This is a genomic window from Nesterenkonia haasae (assembly GCF_010119385.1).
In the GTDB taxonomy this organism is placed as follows: Bacteria; Actinomycetota; Actinomycetes; order Actinomycetales; family Micrococcaceae; genus Nesterenkonia; species Nesterenkonia haasae.
Genome location: NZ_VFIE01000032.1, coordinates 2,246 through 20,851 on the forward strand (window position 1 = coordinate 2,246; position 18,606 = coordinate 20,851).

Here is an 18,606-nt window from a genome sequence, read left to right on the forward strand (position 1 = left end):
AGCTTCGGCCAGCTGGGAGTCCACTGCCATATGGGGAGCCAGGTCGGAGACCATGTCGTGGATTCGTGCGGGATTGGTGAGGGTGGAGGCGGTGAGCACCTCGCTGAGCACTCCGCCGACGAAGGCCTGCTGATTCGCTACGCGGGTGTAGTCGCCGTCGCTGAAGGACTGGCGTTCCCGCACAAAGCTCATGGCCATAGTGGAGTCCATCGCCTGCGGTCCGGCGGTGAACTCGTAGCCGTCAAGGGAGGTGAAGGAGGTGGGTACATCCACGGTGACGCCGTCCATAGCTGAGACCAGGTTTTGGAAGCCGACCATGTCCACGGTGGCCACATGGTCAACAGGGACCCCCACGAGCTCTTCAACGGTTTCCACTGCGAGGGATGAGCCTGCGCCCAAGGAGAGCGAGGCGTTGATCTTTGCCTCGCCGTGGCCCGGGATGGGTACCCAGGTGTCACGCATGATGGACATCAGCTGGATGGAGTCGCGTTCGTGTGGGATGTGCATCCACATGATGGTGTCGGCACGCCCAGCGTTCGGCAGCCATGGGACGTTCTCTTCCTCGCCGGAGCCACCTCCTGAGTCAGAGCCGATGAGCAGGATATTGAGCTGCTCGTCGTCGACGTCTTCGCCGTTCTCTTCCCGTGTGGTTCGCTCGGGCCGTTCACCCTCCTCCGGGAAGGTGTTTTCCTCGTCAATCACGTTGACGGCACTCTCATATGCTCCGCGCAGCGAGTTGAGGTAGACAGCGGCTACGGCTGCCGCACCTAGGAGCAGCACGAGGGCTCCGCTGATCACTCCGATGGTGATTTTCTTGCCGCGGGAGCTCCGGTGGTCGGGCTCAACGTCTTCGGTCTGGCTGAATAGATGCTCGGTCACGGGTTACAGGGTACGTGAGACATCCTCTACCCGCGCTTGAAACATTCCCTTTTTATTTGATTGCTATCATGCGGAAATAGTTCTTGCAGCGAATTGACGCAGGCGCCGCGTGGCGCCACACCTTTTGAGGGGATGTTGAGGTACTGATGAGGCGAATTCTGACCTATGGGACCTTTGACCTGCTCCATTGGGGGCACATCCACCTGCTCAAACGCGCCAGGGCGCTTGGCGACTACCTGATCGTCGCGGCCAGCACGGACAACTTTGCGGTCCGAGCCAAGCACCAGAGGGCGCCGTACCACCAGTTCCACACCCGCTGCGACATGCTGGAGGCTGTCCGCTATGTGGATCTGGTCATCGGCGAATCGAGCTGGGAGCAGAAGGTGGATGACATCCGCCGCTATCACGTGGACACCGTGGTGATGGGGTCCAATTGGAAGGGTTCGGGTCGGTTCGAATACCTCCGCGACTACTGCGACTTGGTGTATCTGCCGAACACCCCGGGAATGTCGACCAACAAGATCCGCCGCGATCTGCTGGCTGACGCCGTGACCGTACCGGGCGCACTTCCCGCTGAGCCGGCACCTCTGACCACGCAGCTGACAGCCCTGCCCCGAACCGCCTGAGCCCCGTGTAGCTGGCAGCCGGCGAGCCGACACAGGCGAATGCTGGAGGCATACGACTTTTTGGTGACTCAATGGTCGGCTAAATTGCAGGCAGTGTCCAGACTCCGTCACTAGCGTGACATTGAATTAGACAAAAGTAGTTATTTTCTACAGATCGTCAACACGCTAAGGGCGGGAAATCACATGGACGACAAACTGAAGGTAGCTGGCCTCCTGGCTGGCGGATACCTCTTGGGACGCACGAAGAAGCTCAAACTGGCTATGACTATGGCCGCAGGCGCCTCGGGCTCCGCGCTCTTCAGGAACTGGGATGAGATCCAGAAGGCGTTGGGCGCGTTCGGCGCCTCCACCCCAGAGCTTTCCAAACTCTCCGAGTCCGCGCAGGGCATTGTGTCCAGTGGCGTGGACCGCCTCAGCTCTTCGCTTCAGGAGCGCACGGACAAGCTGAACGCCTCACTTAGTGACGCCGCCGGCAAGGGTTCGGTTGACTCCGAGGATGGCGAGGATGACTCCGCCGAAGAAGAACCCAAGGAGGAGGCCAAAGAAGAGGCCCCGTCCGAAGAAGAGCCTGCCGAGGACGAGTCTGCAGAGGACGAGTCTGCTGAGGAAGAAGAGGAAGAGCCGAAAGAGGAAGAGTCCAAGGACGAGGCTCCTGCTGAAGAAGAGGATGCCAAAGAAGAAGAGCCTGCTGAGGAGAAGCCGAAGCCTGCGACACGTCGGCGCGCTCCTGCTAAGTCCGGCACTTCCAAGTCCAGCAGCGCGAAGTCCAGCAGCGGTGGCTCCAAGTCTTCCGGTACCCGCAAAGCACCTGCCAAGCGCAGCACAAGCGGTACACGCAAGTCCTCTGCGAGCTCTTCGAGCCGCAAGACCTCCTCTGCTAAGAGCCAGGGGGCAAAGAAATGAGCGGCCAAGACGCATTGAGCGGACTCAAGACCCAAGTGGGCGAGTACGCCAAAGCAATGGGGCGCAAGGCGCTCAGCTCAGCTGGTGAGCAGGTCGATAAGCTGACCGACCGGTTGGAAGGCAGCGGAGGCTCCGTAGGAGAAGGAGTCAAGGCTGGTGCTGAGAAGATGGCTGAAGGGAAGTCCCCCGTCTCGGCTGTAGCCTCGGGCGTGGCGACAAGTGCCGCTGACAAGGTAAAGAGCGCGTTCGGTGGCGGCTCGGGAAGCTCTGGCGGCGCCAAGAACAAGTTCATGAACATTGTGGAGTGGACTGACGTCGGAGTTCCGCTCAAGGTCGCCTACAACGCTTTCACTCAGTATGAGGACTGGCCTGACTTCATGAAGAAGGTCGAACATGTCGAGTGGAGCGACGACGCGAAGCTGAAGATCAAGGGACAGGTTTTCCTGTCGCACAGGACGTGGGAAGCCACCATCACTGAGCAGGTCCCCGATTCCCACATCGTCTGGGAGTCCACCGGTGAAAAGGGCAGCATCAGCGGCAGCGTCTCTTTCCACGAGGTCACTCCTACCCTGACCCGCATGCTCACCATTGGTGAGTACCACCCGCAGGGCTTCGTCGAGAAGACGGGCAACCTGTGGCGCGCTGTCGGGCGCAGGTTCCGGTTGGAGCTGAAGTTCTTCGTCCATCACGTGATGACAGAGGTCATGATTGATCAGGACTCTGTCGAAGGGTGGCGGGGTGAGATCCGTGACGGCGAAGTCGTCACCACTCATGAGGACGCGCTCGAGCAGGAGGCGCAGGAAGCTGAGGACCAAGAGGCCGCGGACCAAGACGCCGCCGACCAGGACTCAGAAGACCAGGACGCTCAGTCCGAGGAACCGGAGGACGAGGAGCCTGAGGCTGAGGAGCCTGAGGACGAGTACGAGGATGAAGAAGTCCCCGCCGATGAAGAGGAAGCTCCCGCAGAGGACGAGGAAGCCCCTGCGGAGGAGGACGAGCCGGTCGACGAGGAAGAGCCCGCCGATGAGGACTACGTCGAGGAAGAGGAACCGCTTGAGGAAGAGCCCGCACCCGAAGATGAGGAGGCTGAACCTGAAGAAGATGTTGAGTACGAGGATGAACCCGTAGAAGCTGAAGAAGAAAAATAACCCGACCCCGATGAGGACGGCGCGCCGTCAGGCCTCGCCCCTCAGAGAGTAGGTTTTGGCAATGAGCACCGGAACAATGCAGCGGTCACGCGGAAGCTATGTGGACCGCCCATCATCAAGCTCCCTTGCAGACGTCGTAGAGATCATCCTTGACAAGGGCCTGGTCATCGACGCCTACATCCGAGTTTCCCTCGTAGGCATTGAGGTTCTGACCATCGACGCCCGAATCGTGATCGCCAGCGTTGACACATATCTTCGTTTCGCTGAGGCGACGAACAGGCTAGACCTCGCAGCGCAGGGCGGCAGGGACCTCCCTGACCTCATGAGCGGCATGGTCGAAGGCGGAGCTGAAGGCAAGAGCAAGGGCGCCGTCCAAGGCGTCAAAGATGCTCTCACTCCCGACGACGATGACGATGACGAAGAGGACGAGAAGCCTCGCCGCAGACGCCAGAGCAGCAAATCCGAATGAACCAGCTGGATGAGGACTACGCCGCAGAGGTCTACCTCTACGGCGTAGTCCATGCTGACATCGAACTTCCATCAGAGCTTGAGGGCGTGCAGGGCCAGCCGGTCCAACGTGTGGACCATGCGGGAATCGCCATGCTCGCAAGTGAGGTGGATCCGGATCAGGCGCTCGGCACACCGGATGACCTGTTGGCTCATACCCGCGTGCTGAACGACACAGCGCGCGACTTTTCTGTGCTGCCCCTGGCGTTCGGCACCGTGGTCCCGGACGCCCGTGCCGTAGTGGATGATGTGCTGGAACCACATGCCGAGGCGTACACGCAGGCACTGAGCCACGTGGCGGATAAGTCCCAGTTCACGCTGACCGTAACCTTTGACCGTGAGACGCTGCTGCGGGAAATCGTGGAGGAGGTTCCGGAGGCTGGTCGGCTGAGAGAGGCGATCGCCGACACATCGGAGGACCAGACGCGGCCTCAGCGCATCCAGCTTGGTGAACTGATCGTCCGTGAACTGGAGAAGCGGCAGCCCGCCGCAGCGGAACCCATTTTGCAGCAGCTGCAGAACGTCACCGCCGATGTTGCGGAGCATGAACGCAGACAGCCAGACGATGTGCTGGAAGTCGCCGTTCTGGTGGACCGAGCCCAGGTAGAAGCGTTTGATTCGACAGTGGAAGATCTGGCCCGTGAGCTCCATCCGCGCTGCACATTCCGTCTCGTAGGCCCGCAGGCTCCCTACGATTTCGTACCGGAGGTGTAGTCCCCATGGGGCTTTTCTCGGCACTTTTCACAGCACCCTTGGCACCGCTGCGCGGCACAGTGTGGGTGGCGGAACAGATCCACCAGGAAGCGGAAAGGCAGCACTACGATCCGGGGAACATCCGCCGGCAGCTTCGCGATGTCGAGGCCGCCCGGAACTCCGGAGACCTGGACCAGGAGCAGGCTGCTGAGTTGGAGCGCGAATTGGTAGCCCGACTTATGGAATCCACTCGACGCAGACAACCGTAAAGGAGACACACCGTGAGCGAAGACGACTCAGACACAAAGAGTACAAGTTCAGAAGAGAGTTCGAGCCAGCAGCGGCCCCGCAAGAAGGCCAGCTCCACCAGCTCCTCCTCAGAGAAGAGCCGCAGCACGCAGGGCTCGTCCAGCGGAGCCCGGCGTTCCAGCTCATCATCGAGCGAAGGATCCTCTTCCCGCTCCAAACAGGAGAGCTCCTCCCCGCGGCGGCGCACCCGACTCAGCGCGGTTGGGGCGAGCAAGAAGGCGATTGAGCAGTTCGGAACGCTCACCGGCCGGGCCCCTGAGTCAGTAGTCGGCGTGAAGAAGAGCGATGAGGGCTGGAACGTCACCCTCGAAGTCGTTGAGGCTAGGCGGGTGCCCGACACTTCAGATCTGCTCGCGGAATACGACATAGACCTGGATGGCTCCGGCGAGCTCCTCAGTTATGAGAGGATCAATCGCTACGTACGGGGACGCGCTGACTCCTGAGCGGTTCTCATAGAACGGCCCCACAGCACACATCCACATTCGGAGGACAGCAGATATGGCCAGACAGACCGGCGAGGCTATGGAGCCTCAGCGCAGCCGCGAAGGTACCCTCCTGCAGGTGGTAGAGACCCTTCTGGACAAAGGCCTGGTGCTCAACGCCGACATTATGGTCTCCGTAGCTGGCGTCGAACTCCTCGGGATCCGTATCAGGGCGGCTTTGGCCTCCTTCGAGACTGCGGCAAAGTACGGCCTGGACTTCCCGGCAGGCACCGATCGGGAGACGGTCGCATGGCAGGAAGCAATCGAGCAGAAGGAAACCTGTCCGGAGTGCGGCAAACGCGCAGCGCTGAAGCAGCTGATGGATGAGTATTGCCCATGGTGCGGCTGGCAGTCTGCCTACTCCAAACGGCTTGAAGAAGGCGGAGCATCTGAAGTGACCGCTTCGGAGGACAGTTCCGAATCTGAGCAGGAGTCTGAAGAGGCCTCCAGCCGGTGACCGCCCGTGCCGCACAGTGAACTGACTCCACCACGAGGGGCCGCCGCAGATGAGGCCTCGTCAACGATGCAGCCGACTCGGGATCCTGGTGCTACCCTCCCGGACCTGTTGGAGGTACTCCTCAACAAAGGAGTCCACCTTAATCTGGACCTGATCATCTCGGTGGCAGATGTGCCGCTCATCGGAGTCAACCTGCGAGCTACAATCGCAGGGATCGAGACCATGATCGAATACGGCATGATGCGCCAGTGGGACGAGCAGACCCGTGCGTGGGTTCAGCGTTCCCTGACCCGCGAGCTGCCGATGGCGCAGGGCGAGGAGGTCGTGGCGGCGATGGCTGCCAGCTACTATCAGGACGACTTCTACCGAACCTGGCGGCCAGGCCGCGCATACCTCACCACTAAGCGGTTGATCCTGCACCGCCGTGATCCGGCTGAGACACTGTGGCAGGCGGATCTGGACTCGATCACTGCCGCAGAGCAGTACACGGAGTCATCCGTCGGAGGCGCCGACCGGGCCAGGTTGAAAATCACCCTCCAGGACGGCAGCGAAACACGGATCTCCGCACTCGACGCAGAGCACCTGCTCTCCCTTATCCGCAAGCAGCGGGACCTTCCCGCGCCCTCCTCCTCCCCCTCTGACGCAGGCCAGGCCGGACCGAAAATCTCCGGCAGCATGTGGTATCTGGAAACCTTCGCCCAAGGCGGGACCTGGCGTGGTGGGCGAGCCACCCTGACCCAGGATGGCCTGCTGACTTGGAAGTCGCCTATGGACAACCGGGCGTCCCTGAGGATAGAGCCCGACCAGCTCACCAGCATTTCTGCAGAAGAGCGCAGTAATCCCACAAATCACAGCAAGGTCCTTCTGCTGGAGACCACATCTGGCACGGTGCAGCTGGCAAGTCCGGATCTGAGCCATTGGGTTGAGGCACTCGAAGATCATCCCAGTACCGCAAAGGAGGTGTCCCGTGGCACTTGAGGTCAATGAAGAGAGCCTCAAGCACGGCGTCCTCACTCTGGTGGTCACCCTGGTTGAAGTCATCCAGGAAGCTCTGGAGACCCAGGCTGTGCGCCGTATGGAGGGCGGAGACCTCACGGAGGAGGAACAGAATCGGCTTGGTGAGGCACTGTTGGAATTGGATGAGGCGATGGAGCAGATCAAAGCCGATCATGGCATCACCGAGTCAGTGACAGACCTTCACCGCGGCTTGGATGAAGTGGTCGATGAGGTTGTGGACAAACTCATCAACCCACAGCGTTGGGCGCAGGATGCCCGGAAAGAGAGTCCATGACTGCCCAGACGCTCTATGTCTACGCCATCGTCCCGGCGGACAGTCCCGCCCCGACCGGCACCGGGATCGACGGTGCCCCGCTGCACACGGTGAACTCAGCACAGGTCTCTGCAGTGGTCCACACCCACCACAGCGGACCCTACGAAGGCCCCGATGAGGACGTGAAGCGCTGGGTGCTGGAGCATAGTGATGTCATCGAGGACTGTTGGTCCCACGCCTCCAGCGTTCTCCCGGTCTCGTTCAATGTGATTGCCCGAGGTTCCGATGATGCCGGTGCCACCGCAGCAGACCAGCTGAAGAGCTGGCTCGACGACGCCGGCGACGACCTCTCTCAGAGGCTGGCAGACCTCGCCGGCACTTCAGAGCTGCGCGTGGAAATCACCCTCAGCACAGAGGAGTTTCCCCAGCACGACCCGACAGTCACCCAACTGACGGCCGATCTTGAGGAGAAGCCTCCTGGAGTGCGCCGGCTGCTGGAGAAGCGCCTGCAGAAGGTGCAGAAACAGGTGACCGATGCAGCTGCTGACCAGTTGTACCCGGAATACCGTGCTCGGCTGGCCGCGCAGTGTCTGCAGCTACAGGACTACGCCAGCGCCCACCGTCCGGCAGGGACGGTCTCAGTGCTCTCCGCAGCGTGTCTTGTGGATTCAGCGCATATCTCGCGCCTGGGGGCGGAGTTGACCAGCATCCAGGAAGAAACTCCCTCGGCTCACATCCGATTCTTAGGCCCCTGGCCGCCCTATTCCTTCGTCGACATCGATGCTGGAGTTACGTCCGAGAGCCGGGACGGCGCCGCATAAGCACTCTCTGACGGGTGGGGTGAAACATCGCCGTTGTCTGCGGTTGTTATTATGCGCTCATGGGCGACCAAAGTCAGCCAGCTGCACGCCCCGCGTATTCGCGGATCCGAGGGAATGAGTCACAACACCTATGAAGCGCATTCTCACGTACGGCACCTTCGACCTTCTCCACTGGGGACATATCCGCCTGCTCAAGCGCGCCAAAGAACTTGGCGACTATCTGGTGGTGGGCTTGTCCACTGATGAGTTCAACGAGGCGAAGCCCGGTAAGCAGCCCAGCTACCACCCGTATGAGGTGCGGAAGCTGATGTTGGAGTCCATCCGGTATGTAGATTTGGTGATCCCGGAAATGACGTGGGAGCAGAAACGCCAGGACGTAGCCACCAATGAGATTGACGTAGTGGTGATGGGCTCGGACTGGCAGGACTCTCCGCGGTTCGAATATCTTCGCAGCCACTGCGAGGTGGTGTACTTGCCGCGCACTGAGGGGACATCCACGTCTGAGATCCGCCGCGACCTGCTGTTCGAAGCGATCGAGTACATGCGCGAAGATGAGGAGCAGAAGCCCTCGGCACAGCCACCGGCCGCGCAGCAGGCGCCCGCTCCACCGCCACCTGGTACCGCACGGCTGCGCTCACTGGGCACGACGCCGGAGACCCGGCTTCCCCCTCCGCCCCGCCGCGATTAACTCACCCTCAGCACGCCCGGTCTTCACAGGATGCATAGTCCGAGTCTGGCAGGCTGCATATGAGCTCCATGATCCATAGTCGGCGGATCATCGATGACGCCCTCGACAACCTCTTCCACCATCTTGCTGCCATCGGTCTCGAAGGAGCTAAGGGACTCGGCTGGACAATAACCGCCACTGAGCGCGCACAAACCGTCTTTCCTATGGACGCACTGCGGCGAGAACTTCCGGGGCGAGGTTGTACATCCGCAGCTTGGCGTAGGACTGGATCTGCTCATCAGTCAGGTCCCGAATGATCCCAGCCTCGGCCTCCGGTCCGCCGGTGATGCTCGCACCGCCTTTAGGCAGCGAGGATGACAGCGGGCCACCGTGGAGGGGCACGTCAATCACGCTGATGGCAGCCGCGGTCAGGGAGATGACCTGTGAGCGGTCGATGAGTCCGAGTCCTTCCAGCAGCGCTTTGGTGGAGGTTCCGTGGGAGACGATCACCACGGTGCGCAGGGCGTAGTCGGTGTCCACTGACGGGGTGGGGTCAAGCGTCGCGGCGCTGCGCACAATGGCGAAGAACGCGGCCTTCATCCTTGCCACCACGGCTGTGGGGTCCTCTCCCCCGGGCGGTGTGCCGTGACCTTTCTTCCACGCGGCGTACTCAGCTGTGTAGTCGCTTTTGGCGGCCGCAGTCTTCATGCCTTCCCAGGTGCCGAGGTTCTGCTCGATCAGCCGGGGCTCCTTCACGGGGTCGAATCCGAGACCGAACTCAGCGAAGGTGGCGTGGGTGCGCTTCAGCGGTGAGACGTACCCTGCCGTGGGTTGTTGACCGCGGACGTACAGACCCGCAGCTTGAGCTTGGCGGGTACCTGAGTCAGCGAGCGCAACTTCTGACTGGCCCTGCAGCCGGTGGGTGCGGTTCCATTCGGTTTCACCGTGGCGGACACAGATTACGCGGATCATAGGGTTTCCTCTGAGGCCGTGGTGTGAGCCCGCCGTCCGAGAGGTCCGCATTCCAGCCGGCGGAGGTAGGCGTCCTCACTGAGGCTCAAGACTTCTGCCGTGGTGCCGTGGGTGGTGATGAGTCCGGCTTGGTTCAGCTGGGCGGTCCATCGGAACTCGTAGGCAAGGTCATGCATGACCACCACGTCATTGGTCTGGTTGTGGGGTCCGAAGGCTGTGTAGCTGGCCCGGTATCCGGACGCAGCGAAGGTTTCTCCGGCGTAGAGGTCGGCGTTGAATACGGCGATTTCGGCGGGCTGGAACTGCAACAGATCGTAGAGGATCCGTTGGAGGCCCATGGGCGCGCCCCGAAAGTAGAGTCCGTGTTCGAACCGTGCAGGGCGCAGCCAGTTCGGCCACTGCTGCAGGCTGGGCGCCTCCACGAAGAAGGGACGGGTCACGGCCAGCTGGAAGGCGCCGGATTCTGCTGCTGCGGTGACCTCGGCGAAGTCCCGCAGCAGGTCGCGTCCGGCGTAGTAGGCGATGTCCGTGCGGCGGCCGGCGTCGTGGGCGCTTCCTGCAGGGGTGTGGCGGGTGCGGACGACCACGTCGTAGGAATCAATGAGGTCTCCCAGTCCGTCTCCGGAGGAGGGACCGACGACTGCCACCCGTTTGCCGTCGACCAGTTGGCTCATCGTGTCCTCACCATTGAGCGGCAGGGCGTTGCGCCTGGCCGTGGCATGCGCTCTGAGCGGACCGGCCTCACCCATCGTGAGCGCTGCGTCTGCCTGGAGCTTCTGGGCTTGGATCAGGGACCGCGGGTCAGTTGGGTCTACGGGCGGTTTCTGCGAGGTGGCGCGCAGCTTCTGGTGGTTTTCGAGATAGGCGTAGGCGCCCAGAAGGTGTTTGAGCCAGATCCCGGATTCCAGCGGGATTCCTGCGAGTTCCTTGATGCGGTTATGCGCTGTGGCTTCTCTGAGGCGGAACCCGGCAGCGAAGTGGCCGAGGAACTGCAGCCGGGCAGCGATAGCTTCCAAGAGCAGCTGGTGCAGGCTGGGCAGTTGCTCCCGGTGCTCGTCCAGGACCGCTGCGGCGTGCAGCACGGCCTGTTCGTCGGGAGTCTGGCTAAAGATGCCTCCGACTGCGCGCCAGAACTCAGCGTTTGCGCGCAGTGGTCCGCGCTTGGGCACCAGTGTGTGGACGACCGACCAGATGCGTGACCAGTCGTAGTGGGTCCGCGCCCCGATGGTCAGCGCACCCTCTACTGCGCGTAGGTCTTTGCTGTTGATGGTGAAGGCCTGCTCGTAGTGTGTCACGGCAGATCTCAGGTCTGAGATGTACGGTTTGCGCAGCGCCGCAGCGGCGGCAAGGTAGTTTCCTGCGGTGGGCGTGCGGGTGGCTCGTGTGGAGAGTTCACCCGGGTTGGGTGCTTCAGTGGCCTGTCCGGGGATGAGTCCGGCGATGGGGTCATAGAGGACGCCCTCGCCAGTGGTTTCGACCGGGAGCGTGCGCTGGAGCAGGTCTGCGGCGATTCCGCGGTAAGTGCCGGTGGCGTCTTGGTTGCGCGGTTGGAGGGACTGCGCGGCTCGGCGGATGGCCCATGCAGTGATGGGGAATCGTCCGGCCCGGCGGGTGGTCCGGCTCAGGAGGGCGGCGGCGGCGATTTTCCACCGCAGGCCGTGCAGGCTCACTGCCATGGGCTCACCTGGTGTGAGCTTTCAGCGCTGGGGACTCGGCGAGCTTCTGCAGATAGTCCGCTTCACTCACCTTCATGACCTCGCCGGCGACTCCGTGGCCGGTGAGCACTCCAGAGGCGGCGATTGCTTTGGTGAGCCGGTGTTCGAAAACCAGGTCGTGGGCGAGGATGATCTCGTTGACGATCGAGTACGGTCCGAGTCCTGAGTCTTTGTCCTCGCGGTAGCCGGCACCGAACGCGGTCTGCCCGGTGAAGAAGTCAATGTTGAACAGTCCGATCTCAGCTGGTTCGAACTGCAGCACGTCGTAGAGGATGCGGCCGATTCCCATGGGCGGGCCGTGGAAACCGAGCGAGAAGTCGTGCCGATAGAACCGGAGCCAGTCGGGGATCTCGCCGCTGAAGCTGTTCATGCTCAGGCCACGGCCGATCACCATTTTCAGCTCACCGCGGGCAACGGCCTCCCGCGCTACGGGCATGAAGTCTGTCAGGTCCCGGCCAGAGAAGTAGCTGATGTCGGTGCGGCTGCCCAGGCGGGCGGCGTCGTCGGCGGTGAACTCGGTCATCAACCGGGGCCTGATGATGACGTCGTAGGTGTCGATGGTCTCGCCCAGACGGTCCCCGGTGTCGGCGGGGCCCACAACGGCGACCCGCTTCCCCGCGATGAGCTTCCGGAACGTGTCTTCATTGGGCAGGGGCAGGTCTTCTGCCCTCGCCCGGGCGTAGTCCGCCAGGGGCGCGGTGCGGCCCTGGATGAGGTGGACATCGGCGGCCATCTTCTGCAGGCGGTGCCGCTCGGCGGTGCTGGCCGGCTCCCAGGGCATGGGATCGATCAGCTGCTGGGCCTCGCTGTAGCGCTCCAGGTACAGCAGTGCTGAGAGCAGCTTCTGCCGGTGTCTGCTGTGACCTGCGCTGGCGGTGCCCAGCCAGGCGATTGTGCGTTTGGCCTGCTGCCGCCGGAGGGCGAACCCTGGTTTCATGCGCTGGGCAAAGTGCAGACGGTAGATGATCAGGCTTGTGGTGGGCCAGGAAAGCCGGTGGCCTTTGGTGCCCGCTACGTTGAGTCGGACCAACGCGGCGCTGATATCGGACTCGTCAGGCTCAGCGGCGAACATGGGCCGCAGGACGTCCATCAGTGCTAGCCGTGTGCGGCGTCCGCGGCGTTTGCGGGCGCGTTCGAATCGCTCGGCGTTGCGCCAGAGTCGTGCCCAGTCCTGGTCTGCGCGGCACCCCATCAGCAGCAAGCCGCGGAACGCCGTGGGGCTGCGGGGCTGCAGTTCCAGTGCGCGTTCGTAGGCGTCGAGAGATTTGTCCAGCTCCGCGACGTGCGGTTTGCGGTAGGCGGCGGCGAGGTCGTTCCACCATTGCGCTTTGGGTTCCATCTCCGCGGCTTGGCGCATCAGCTCAAGGCCTGTTGCCCAGTCACCCTGCGCGAACTCGAGTTTGCCGCGTTCGTGAAGGACATATGCGTTCTCCGGCGCGAATTCTTGGGCGGTGGCTAGCGCGTCCCGTGCGGCGGTGGTTTCTGAAGTGGGTCCGTGTTCCAGTCCGGCGACCGGGTCGTGGACGACGGCTCCCCACGAGTTGCGTTGCAGAGACCTGGACAGCGCGACCCACCGCACGGGGTTCCCTGGCTCCAGCGCGACGGCGCGTTCACGCAGCATCCGCGCGGCGGAGTATTCCTTGAGTTTGGTGAAGCGAAGCGCGAGTCGCTCGAGAGTGGCGGCATCGTTGATGGTCTCCGGCTCCAGCTGATCCAACAGCTTCATGGCTCCGGCACGGTTGGCCTCGAAGAGCACGGTGGCGACCTTTTCGTGGAATGAGCTGAGCGTTGTCTTCCTGGGTCGCAGGCTCGTGGCCATGCCAGGAGTGAGGATTTTATCGGCCCCGATCACGGCACGGGCGAGCGCGGTGTCGGCAGCCGGTATCGAGGACACGCTGCGGATTGCTTTTTGGGCGGCTTCAGCGCCCATGACCAAACGTTTAACCATTGGGGAGTCAGTCTAGCCAGTGGCTCTCAGGAGGGTGGGAGGCCAGCCCAGTTCAGTTCCGCCCGTCGCGGACCCTCGATGCCGGCGTCGTCCCCTGTTTCAGCGGCCAAGCAGTGATACAGCGTCTTGCGCAGCTGCTCTGCATCTGAGGTGAACAATGAGATGTCATGTGCGGCGGCGGTATGGGTCCAGGTCACTGCGTAACGGCAGTGGAAGCCCTCATGGTCAGGCATCCAGTTCCGTGGCGCCTCGCGGGCTCTTTCTCTGGCTGAGTCTTCGGGGACTACGATCAGGTTTTCCGCGTCGTTGTAGTAGGCCCTGCGCTCATCAGAGTCCCGATGTTCCATCTCGGTCCACGCGTGGGAGACCGGCAGCACGTGGTCAATCACGGTGCCGGGAGCGGAATAGTCGACTGATTCACCGGTGTAGGGGTCGTGGAACTCTCCTGAGGTGACGGCAGTCTCAGTGCTGTTCCATTCCAGATTCGTCAGGTCTCTGGCGAGGACGTGGTGCCGGGTGTTGAGCCCGTCGTCCTGTGCTGTCCAGTACCCGAAGTATTCTCTGCTCTGGCCGTCCATCGGACTGGAGTGGAAGAAGCTGCTGTCCTGCCCCGCCTGCTCCTCGAGCTCATCACGCAGCTCGTCTGCTTCTTCCCCGGTGCAGTAGGTGTTTTCAGGTGAGATGACCCGGGCATAGGTATACGTGTCACCACTGCGCGGGTGGGTGGTGGTGTGGGTCTGCACATCGCAGTCGTCATATTCTTCGCGCTCGACAGCGCGGATGCGCACATGGTTCTCCAGGTTCCAGAGTGCGTCGGCGTAGTCGCGGGTGGAGTAGTGCTCAGCCGGCCCTCCCCCGGGCTCTTCGGTGATCTGTCCCTCAGCTTGTGGCGGTAGGTGTTGCCAGTCCAGGTCAGGGCTGCGGCCCTCAGGGAAGGTTTCGGCGCCGTCCAGCTCGTCATGGAGGCAGTCCCAGAGCTGGTTGCGGAGGTGGTTGACGTCGCGTTGGTACAGGGAGAGCTGGTGTTTATTGGCTATATGGGTCCAGGTCATGGAGTAGGCGCAGTGGGCGTCTTCATTGGCGGGCATCCATTCGCTGGGTGTGTGGCCGGCCTTTTCCCGGTTGATCTCTCCGATGGTGGAGGTCAGATTCATGGGGTCGTTGTAGTAGGCCACACGCGCCTCGCGGGGCCGGTGCTGCATCTCCGGCCAGGTGTGGCCCACGGGGATCATGTGCTCTCCATGGGTTTCGGTCTCACCGATGTTGACTCGCTGACCGGTGTAGTGGTCAAGGTAGGTCCCGGAGACAGTGAAGGTGCTGTTGCCCAGATCCCGGGCGTGAATTTCGGTGCGTGAGGTGACCCCGTTGCCGTTCACATCGGCCCAGGTGCCGAAGTAGGGCGCCCGCTGGTTGGTGTTCTCGTACGGGCGGCCGTGATGGAAGTGTTCGTCATCTTCCTCGGCGGCGTCGAACTCTTCGCGCAGTTCGTCGGCCTCTGCTCCGGAGCACCACCAGTCGTCCTCATCGGCGATGTGCACGAAGGTCTGGGTGGGTTCACGCTCCAGGGGGTGACTGACGGTGTAGGTGAGCACGTCACACTCATCCCGGGTGTCGCGGTCATAGGTGCGCACCGAGGTGCTGGTCTCTAGGTTCCAGAGCGCGTCGGCGTAGTCCTGGGCGGTGTAGTCCTGGAACGGGTTGGGTACGGACTCGGGGCTGGGGTACGCGGAGGCCTCCGGGGCCGTCACTGCGCCGAGACTCAGCCCCAAGGTCAGTGGGGCAACCAGTGCCAGCACAGCACGACGCCGCCGGGCGCCTCGGGCGGTCATAGCAGGCTCACTCTGCGCCCGCCTCAGCTGGCATGCTCTGTGGGGCGGGCGAACTTTCTGTAGATGGTACGAGCAGCACTCCTGAGCACTGGTGTGGCGGGTTTGTAGGGGGCTCTTGCGCGCAGCCCTGCAGCCCTGTGCGCTTCGCTGAGATAGCGGGTGATGGCTTCGTGGCCACCGTGGTCCAGCAGGCGTTCTTGGGCTTGGGCCAGTCGGACTCCCCCGAGGTTTCCCCGGTTGTAGAGGAAGTACGCGTAGCGCTCGTATTCGGACAGGGGGATTTCTGGGTGGGCTGCGAGGACTTCGGGGTCCAGCGATTGCAGCAGCGTGCTCCAGTTTTCCGGCTGGTCGGCGGGCTCGCCGTTCAGGCTTTTCTCCGCGTTGCGGAACAGGTGGTCGAATCGGTCGAGGAGCTCGTCGCTGTAGGAGACGGTGCCTTTGAACTCTGCACCGGAGGAGAAGGTGAATTCGCCAAAGTAGGGGCCGCGGTCGGTGTCGTAGAGGTCCACGCGCACGAAAGGGGCGTCGGTCATCTGCGCCAGCTCAATGGCCCACCGGGAGAGCATCACCGCGGAGCGGGGCACCACAGGGACCCCTGGTTGGAGGTCTTTCGGCCGGAAGCGGTAGTCGCGTCCCTGGATGAGAGGCTTCAGATCACCGTCGAGTTTCACCATGCGCGGAGGTGAGGAGTTGCGGTCGATCTGCGCCACCATCGCGATCTGACCGCGGAACATGTAGAACTTGTAGTCGAAGGGCACTGCGCCGGGTTGGGCACCGTTGAGCAGCTCTTCCACAATCCACACCGGCTGCTTGCGGCGGAATCTGGCAGCTATTGCGCGCTGTTGCGCGCGGAGGGCCTCGAGCGTCCATTCGCGCAGGGCCATGTGATCGAAGTATCTGTCCTCGCCAGTGCGTTCTAGCAGCATGATCCCTTTGGCTGACCATCCGTGGGCAAATTTCAGGGCCATCCGCTCCCCCAGCAGCTCGGGGGTGATCTGGTCTGTCGAGGTCAGGACTGCATGTTGGGTGGGCAGACCGAGCCGTGTGCCTCCGAGGGTTTTGTCCTCCAGGAGGCGGTGGACGTTCGCCTTATCGGAGAAGTCCCGGCGCTGCTGTGTTCCTCGCCTGCGGTACTCGGCCGCGGTGAACCTGAGGAAGGGCGACTTTTTGATGGGTCTGCCGAATGTCATATCCGCCTTTTCTTTCCTGCCACGCCGCCTGGCATGTGCCTCAGAGGATGCTGATTCCGCGCAGCTCTTTGGCTCGCACAATGTCTTCTAGGAGGGTGAATTGGTCTTCCCAGTCGATGTCGAGCACCACGCTTTCGGGCAGCTCGTACATTTGGGGGTTGTGACCGACTCGGTCACCGGCTTCCCTCATCACCCGGAACGGTATGAGGTAGGCGCCGTGGTTGATTTCGTACAGCGGGGTGATGTCTTGGCTGCGGGGCCATTTCTCTTCGGTGGGGTCGTAGTTGTATGGACCGTTCTCATCCCACAGGAAGGTCTGGCGTTTGGTGACGGTCAGAAGGCTGTCGTGACCGTTGGCGGCGGCGCTGCGCCAGGCGCTGATGAGCTCTGCGAAGTGCTCAGACCCGATCAGCGGGTGGGTCACGTGTGTCATGCACATGGTGCCGGTCTCTTGAAGCTGGGCCACGTAGTCGATGAACACGCTCATGGGGGTGGAGGAGCGTCCCAGCTCGTCGGGGCGCTCCAAGGCGACGATTCGCTCATCTCGGTGGTTTTGAGCGAAGCCTGCGGTGTAGTCCAGCACGGCCGGGTCATTGGAGGAGACGATGATCTTGTCGATCTCGGAGGTGCGGGTGAGCTGTTGGAGTTTCAGCTCCAGCAGACCGCCGGCATAGGAGGCGAACGGGCGGGTGTTTTTGTGTTTGACGCGCTCGCTGCCGGCCCGGGCGGGGATCACTACGGTGATGCTGTCAGTGTCTGATCTGGGGATTTCGTGTATCTGGCTCTTCGAGTGAGTCTGCACTGCAGCGGAGTCCGCCTCTCTGTGTCCCGTGTGGTCAGGCATGACAGTGTAGTTCAATAGTCTGACTCGGATAGGCTTCTTGCTGACCTGCCCGCCACATGAGAGAAGGCTTTTGTGCTCCGGTCTCTCCTCCCCCGTATGCTCCGCACCCCGGCGCGTTTCACTGGTGTCGCCTCCGGCTCAGGGGTGAAAGTCACCGTGGGGATCACCAGTCATAATGAGGCAGAGCGCATCGGCCGGTGCTTGGACAGTGTCCTGGCGCAGACTCTCGGCGCTGAGCACATTGAGGTGCTCGTAGTTGATGACGGGTCTAAGGACTCCACGGTGACAGTGGCGCGCAGTTACGCCGGGAAAGCCGGTTGGGGAGGTTTCCATGTCATCCAGCACCGTGGCACCGGGAGCCCGTCGAAGGGCAGGAACACTGTTCTCGACGCCGCCACAGGCGAGTACGTGTTCTTTGTGGACGCCGATGACTACCTTGGCCCGGAGGCACTCGAGGCGATGCTGCGCGCGGCACGGAAGCAGGCTGCGGACATTGTCATCGGCCGCTACGTGGGGGTGAACCGGTCTGCACCAAATGTGCTTGAGCCTAGGGGGAAGCAGCCTGCGCAGGATTACCACTCAGGGTGGCTGAACAGTCTGCATGTGCAGAAGCTGTTCCGCACTGAGTACTTGCGGGCATTGCCATACCGGTTCAATGAGTCTTTGATCTATGCCTCGGACCACCCGTTTATGATCGCGGCGTTCCTTCATACTGATTCAGTCGCCCTCGTCGATGACGTGGACTGCTACTTCATCACCTTGGAGGAGCCGGATGCAGGTCACAGGGTGCATGTGTCACGGGCGCAGATTGCGGCTTCTCAGCAGCTGAGGTTCCTACATGATTGTTTCGGGATTATGGCCTTGGCCCGTGGTCAGGGTGGTGACCTCGCCAAGCGCGCTGGCCGGATGCGCGCCGATTACTGGAATCGGCTGTTGAAGCTGCATGTGCCGATTCTGATTCTGCGCAAGGATGACGACGCCGCGGTGGTGGAGTTGGCAGAGCAGGCCCTGGCTATGGCGGAGATGTACGGGGCTAGGACCTCACGTGCCCGGCTGGTCGAGGACGCAAGCCGGGTGCTGGTCTCGCTGGACTCAGGCGATGCGGAGCTTATTCGCCAGACCGCGCAGGATGTTCGTGACGCTGTGGCCGGTTGAGGTCATTGGGGGTTTCCGGCGAAATGGGTCTCTGGCCTACCTTGCATGCGGCCTTCTTCGGCCCTCAACGCAGAACGTAGCACTAGTATGATCCTCCAGGAAGGTCTATACGTCGCCTGATCACGATATTCGCACCAGATGCGCCTGGAGGGGCCCAGTTTAATGTCACAGAGATTTGCCATCGTTTGCGC

Annotated in this window: 20 protein-coding genes; 13 read left to right on the forward strand and 7 right to left on the reverse strand. The window is 62.2% G+C overall.

All coding sequences use genetic code 11. The features are described 5' to 3' along the window. Positions 1–879, reverse strand: an 879-nt coding sequence (locus FH975_RS16985) for an LCP family protein (RefSeq protein ID WP_162322106.1), incomplete at its 3' end; no start/stop codon positions are given. Positions 880–1,025: 146 nt separating this feature from the next. Here FH975_RS16985 and FH975_RS15595 point away from each other — a divergent pair. The 12 genes from FH975_RS15595 (at position 1,026) to tagD (ending at position 8,783) form a co-directional block, all read left to right on the forward strand. Then, positions 1,026–1,505 carry an adenylyltransferase/cytidyltransferase family protein gene (locus FH975_RS15595; RefSeq protein ID WP_153078954.1) on the forward strand — a complete coding sequence of 160 codons (480 nt, stop codon included), beginning with the start codon at positions 1,026–1,028 and terminating at the stop codon, positions 1,503–1,505. Positions 1,506–1,688: 183 nt separating this feature from the next. Continuing rightward, the gene (locus FH975_RS15600; RefSeq protein WP_162322107.1) at positions 1,689–2,408 is read left to right on the forward strand and encodes a hypothetical protein; all 720 of its coding nucleotides are present in this window, start codon (positions 1,689–1,691) and stop codon (positions 2,406–2,408) included. Continuing rightward, complete coding sequence (locus FH975_RS15605) at positions 2,405–3,556, forward strand: SRPBCC family protein (protein WP_162322108.1); 1,152 nt, start codon at positions 2,405–2,407, stop codon at positions 3,554–3,556. The genes FH975_RS15600 and FH975_RS15605 overlap by 4 nt, the downstream gene beginning before the upstream one ends. 61 nt (positions 3,557–3,617) lie before the next feature. Then, positions 3,618–4,025, forward strand: a complete 408-nt coding sequence (gene gvpJ, locus FH975_RS15610) for a gas vesicle protein GvpJ (RefSeq protein WP_162322109.1) — start codon at positions 3,618–3,620, stop codon at positions 4,023–4,025. Beyond that, positions 4,022–4,777: a GvpL/GvpF family gas vesicle protein gene (locus FH975_RS15615; protein ID WP_162322110.1), complete on the forward strand. Its 756-nt coding sequence runs from the start codon at positions 4,022–4,024 to the stop codon at positions 4,775–4,777. Before gvpJ ends, FH975_RS15615 begins: the two co-directional genes overlap by 4 nt. Positions 4,778–4,782: 5 nt before the next feature. Then, positions 4,783–5,025: a gas vesicle protein GvpG gene (locus FH975_RS15620; protein ID WP_153078959.1), complete on the forward strand. Its 243-nt coding sequence runs from the start codon at positions 4,783–4,785 to the stop codon at positions 5,023–5,025. 12 nt (positions 5,026–5,037) lie between these two features. Next, on the forward strand, positions 5,038–5,508 hold the full coding sequence (locus tag FH975_RS16990) for a gas vesicle protein GvpO (protein WP_162322111.1): 471 nt from the start codon (positions 5,038–5,040) through the stop codon (positions 5,506–5,508). A 55-nt stretch (positions 5,509–5,563) separates the two neighbouring features. After that, complete coding sequence (locus FH975_RS16995; protein ID WP_328821927.1) at positions 5,564–6,004, forward strand: gas vesicle protein; 441 nt, start codon at positions 5,564–5,566, stop codon at positions 6,002–6,004. A gap of 66 nt (positions 6,005–6,070) precedes the next feature. Continuing rightward, complete coding sequence (locus FH975_RS15635; RefSeq protein ID WP_153078993.1) at positions 6,071–6,982, forward strand: gas vesicle protein; 912 nt, start codon at positions 6,071–6,073, stop codon at positions 6,980–6,982. Further along, complete coding sequence (locus FH975_RS15640) at positions 6,972–7,295, forward strand: gas vesicle protein K (protein ID WP_153078961.1); 324 nt, start codon at positions 6,972–6,974, stop codon at positions 7,293–7,295. The genes FH975_RS15635 and FH975_RS15640 overlap by 11 nt, the downstream gene beginning before the upstream one ends. Further along, positions 7,292–8,095, forward strand: coding sequence for a GvpL/GvpF family gas vesicle protein (locus FH975_RS15645; RefSeq protein ID WP_162322112.1), 804 nt, complete (start codon positions 7,292–7,294; stop codon positions 8,093–8,095). The genes FH975_RS15640 and FH975_RS15645 overlap by 4 nt, the downstream gene beginning before the upstream one ends. A gap of 130 nt (positions 8,096–8,225) precedes the next feature. Beyond that, positions 8,226–8,783: a glycerol-3-phosphate cytidylyltransferase gene (tagD, locus tag FH975_RS15650; protein WP_162322113.1), complete on the forward strand. Its 558-nt coding sequence runs from the start codon at positions 8,226–8,228 to the stop codon at positions 8,781–8,783. A 201-nt stretch (positions 8,784–8,984) separates the two neighbouring features. Here tagD and FH975_RS15655 read toward each other — a convergent pair whose 3' ends face one another. The 6 genes from FH975_RS15655 to FH975_RS15680 are packed head-to-tail and all read right to left on the reverse strand — an operon-like array spanning position 8,985 to position 17,260. Beyond that, a complete protein-coding gene (locus FH975_RS15655; protein WP_162322114.1) occupies positions 8,985–9,734 on the reverse strand; it encodes a histidine phosphatase family protein in 750 nt (249 codons plus the stop codon). After that, positions 9,731–11,410: a glycosyltransferase family 29 protein gene (locus tag FH975_RS15660; RefSeq protein WP_162322115.1), complete on the reverse strand. Its 1,680-nt coding sequence runs from the start codon at positions 11,408–11,410 to the stop codon at positions 9,731–9,733. Before FH975_RS15660 ends, FH975_RS15655 begins: the two co-directional genes overlap by 4 nt. A gap of 4 nt (positions 11,411–11,414) precedes the next feature. Next, positions 11,415–13,397, reverse strand: coding sequence for a tetratricopeptide repeat protein (locus tag FH975_RS15665; protein WP_162322116.1), 1,983 nt, complete (start codon positions 13,395–13,397; stop codon positions 11,415–11,417). Positions 13,398–13,423: 26 nt separating this feature from the next. Further along, positions 13,424–15,226 carry a DUF1524 domain-containing protein gene (locus tag FH975_RS15670; RefSeq protein ID WP_162322117.1) on the reverse strand — a complete coding sequence of 601 codons (1,803 nt, stop codon included), beginning with the start codon at positions 15,224–15,226 and terminating at the stop codon, positions 13,424–13,426. 23 nt (positions 15,227–15,249) lie between these two features. Beyond that, positions 15,250–16,416 carry an ATP-grasp fold amidoligase family protein gene (locus tag FH975_RS15675; protein WP_162322118.1) on the reverse strand — a complete coding sequence of 389 codons (1,167 nt, stop codon included), beginning with the start codon at positions 16,414–16,416 and terminating at the stop codon, positions 15,250–15,252. Between the two features lie 40 nt (positions 16,417–16,456). Next, positions 16,457–17,260, reverse strand: coding sequence for an acylneuraminate cytidylyltransferase family protein (locus tag FH975_RS15680; RefSeq protein ID WP_162322119.1), 804 nt, complete (start codon positions 17,258–17,260; stop codon positions 16,457–16,459). Between the two features lie 96 nt (positions 17,261–17,356). On the opposite strand from FH975_RS15680, the gene FH975_RS15685 reads away from it, so the two are divergent. After that, complete coding sequence (locus tag FH975_RS15685) at positions 17,357–18,415, forward strand: glycosyltransferase family 2 protein (protein ID WP_162322120.1); 1,059 nt, start codon at positions 17,357–17,359, stop codon at positions 18,413–18,415. Positions 18,416–18,606: the final 191 nt, after the last annotated feature.

Bases quoted from the DNA above. Each gene is read 5' to 3' on its own strand.
- FH975_RS15685 (WP_162322120.1), top strand. From the start codon at position 17,357: ATGCTCCGCACCCCGGCGCGTTTCACTGGTGTCGCCTCCGGCTCAGGG.
- FH975_RS15600 (WP_162322107.1), top strand. From the start codon at position 1,689: ATGGACGACAAACTGAAGGTAGCTGGCCTCCTGGCTGGCGGATACCTC.
- FH975_RS15655 (WP_162322114.1), bottom strand. From the start codon at position 9,734: ATGATCCGCGTAATCTGTGTCCGCCACGGTGAAACCGAATGGAACCGC.
- FH975_RS15605 (WP_162322108.1), top strand. From the start codon at position 2,405: ATGAGCGGCCAAGACGCATTGAGCGGACTCAAGACCCAAGTGGGCGAG.
- gvpJ (WP_162322109.1), top strand. From the start codon at position 3,618: ATGAGCACCGGAACAATGCAGCGGTCACGCGGAAGCTATGTGGACCGC.
- FH975_RS16995 (WP_328821927.1), top strand. From the start codon at position 5,564: ATGGCCAGACAGACCGGCGAGGCTATGGAGCCTCAGCGCAGCCGCGAA.
- FH975_RS15665 (WP_162322116.1), bottom strand. From the start codon at position 13,397: ATGGTTAAACGTTTGGTCATGGGCGCTGAAGCCGCCCAAAAAGCAATC.
- FH975_RS15635 (WP_153078993.1), top strand. From the start codon at position 6,071: ATGCAGCCGACTCGGGATCCTGGTGCTACCCTCCCGGACCTGTTGGAG.
- FH975_RS15660 (WP_162322115.1), bottom strand. From the start codon at position 11,410: ATGGCAGTGAGCCTGCACGGCCTGCGGTGGAAAATCGCCGCCGCCGCC.
- FH975_RS15645 (WP_162322112.1), top strand. From the start codon at position 7,292: ATGACTGCCCAGACGCTCTATGTCTACGCCATCGTCCCGGCGGACAGT.
- FH975_RS15680 (WP_162322119.1), bottom strand. From the start codon at position 17,260: ATGCCTGACCACACGGGACACAGAGAGGCGGACTCCGCTGCAGTGCAG.
- FH975_RS15620 (WP_153078959.1), top strand. From the start codon at position 4,783: ATGGGGCTTTTCTCGGCACTTTTCACAGCACCCTTGGCACCGCTGCGC.
- FH975_RS15675 (WP_162322118.1), bottom strand. From the start codon at position 16,416: ATGACATTCGGCAGACCCATCAAAAAGTCGCCCTTCCTCAGGTTCACC.
- FH975_RS15670 (WP_162322117.1), bottom strand. From the start codon at position 15,226: ATGACCGCCCGAGGCGCCCGGCGGCGTCGTGCTGTGCTGGCACTGGTT.
- FH975_RS15595 (WP_153078954.1), top strand. From the start codon at position 1,026: ATGAGGCGAATTCTGACCTATGGGACCTTTGACCTGCTCCATTGGGGG.
- tagD (WP_162322113.1), top strand. From the start codon at position 8,226: ATGAAGCGCATTCTCACGTACGGCACCTTCGACCTTCTCCACTGGGGA.
- FH975_RS15615 (WP_162322110.1), top strand. From the start codon at position 4,022: ATGAACCAGCTGGATGAGGACTACGCCGCAGAGGTCTACCTCTACGGC.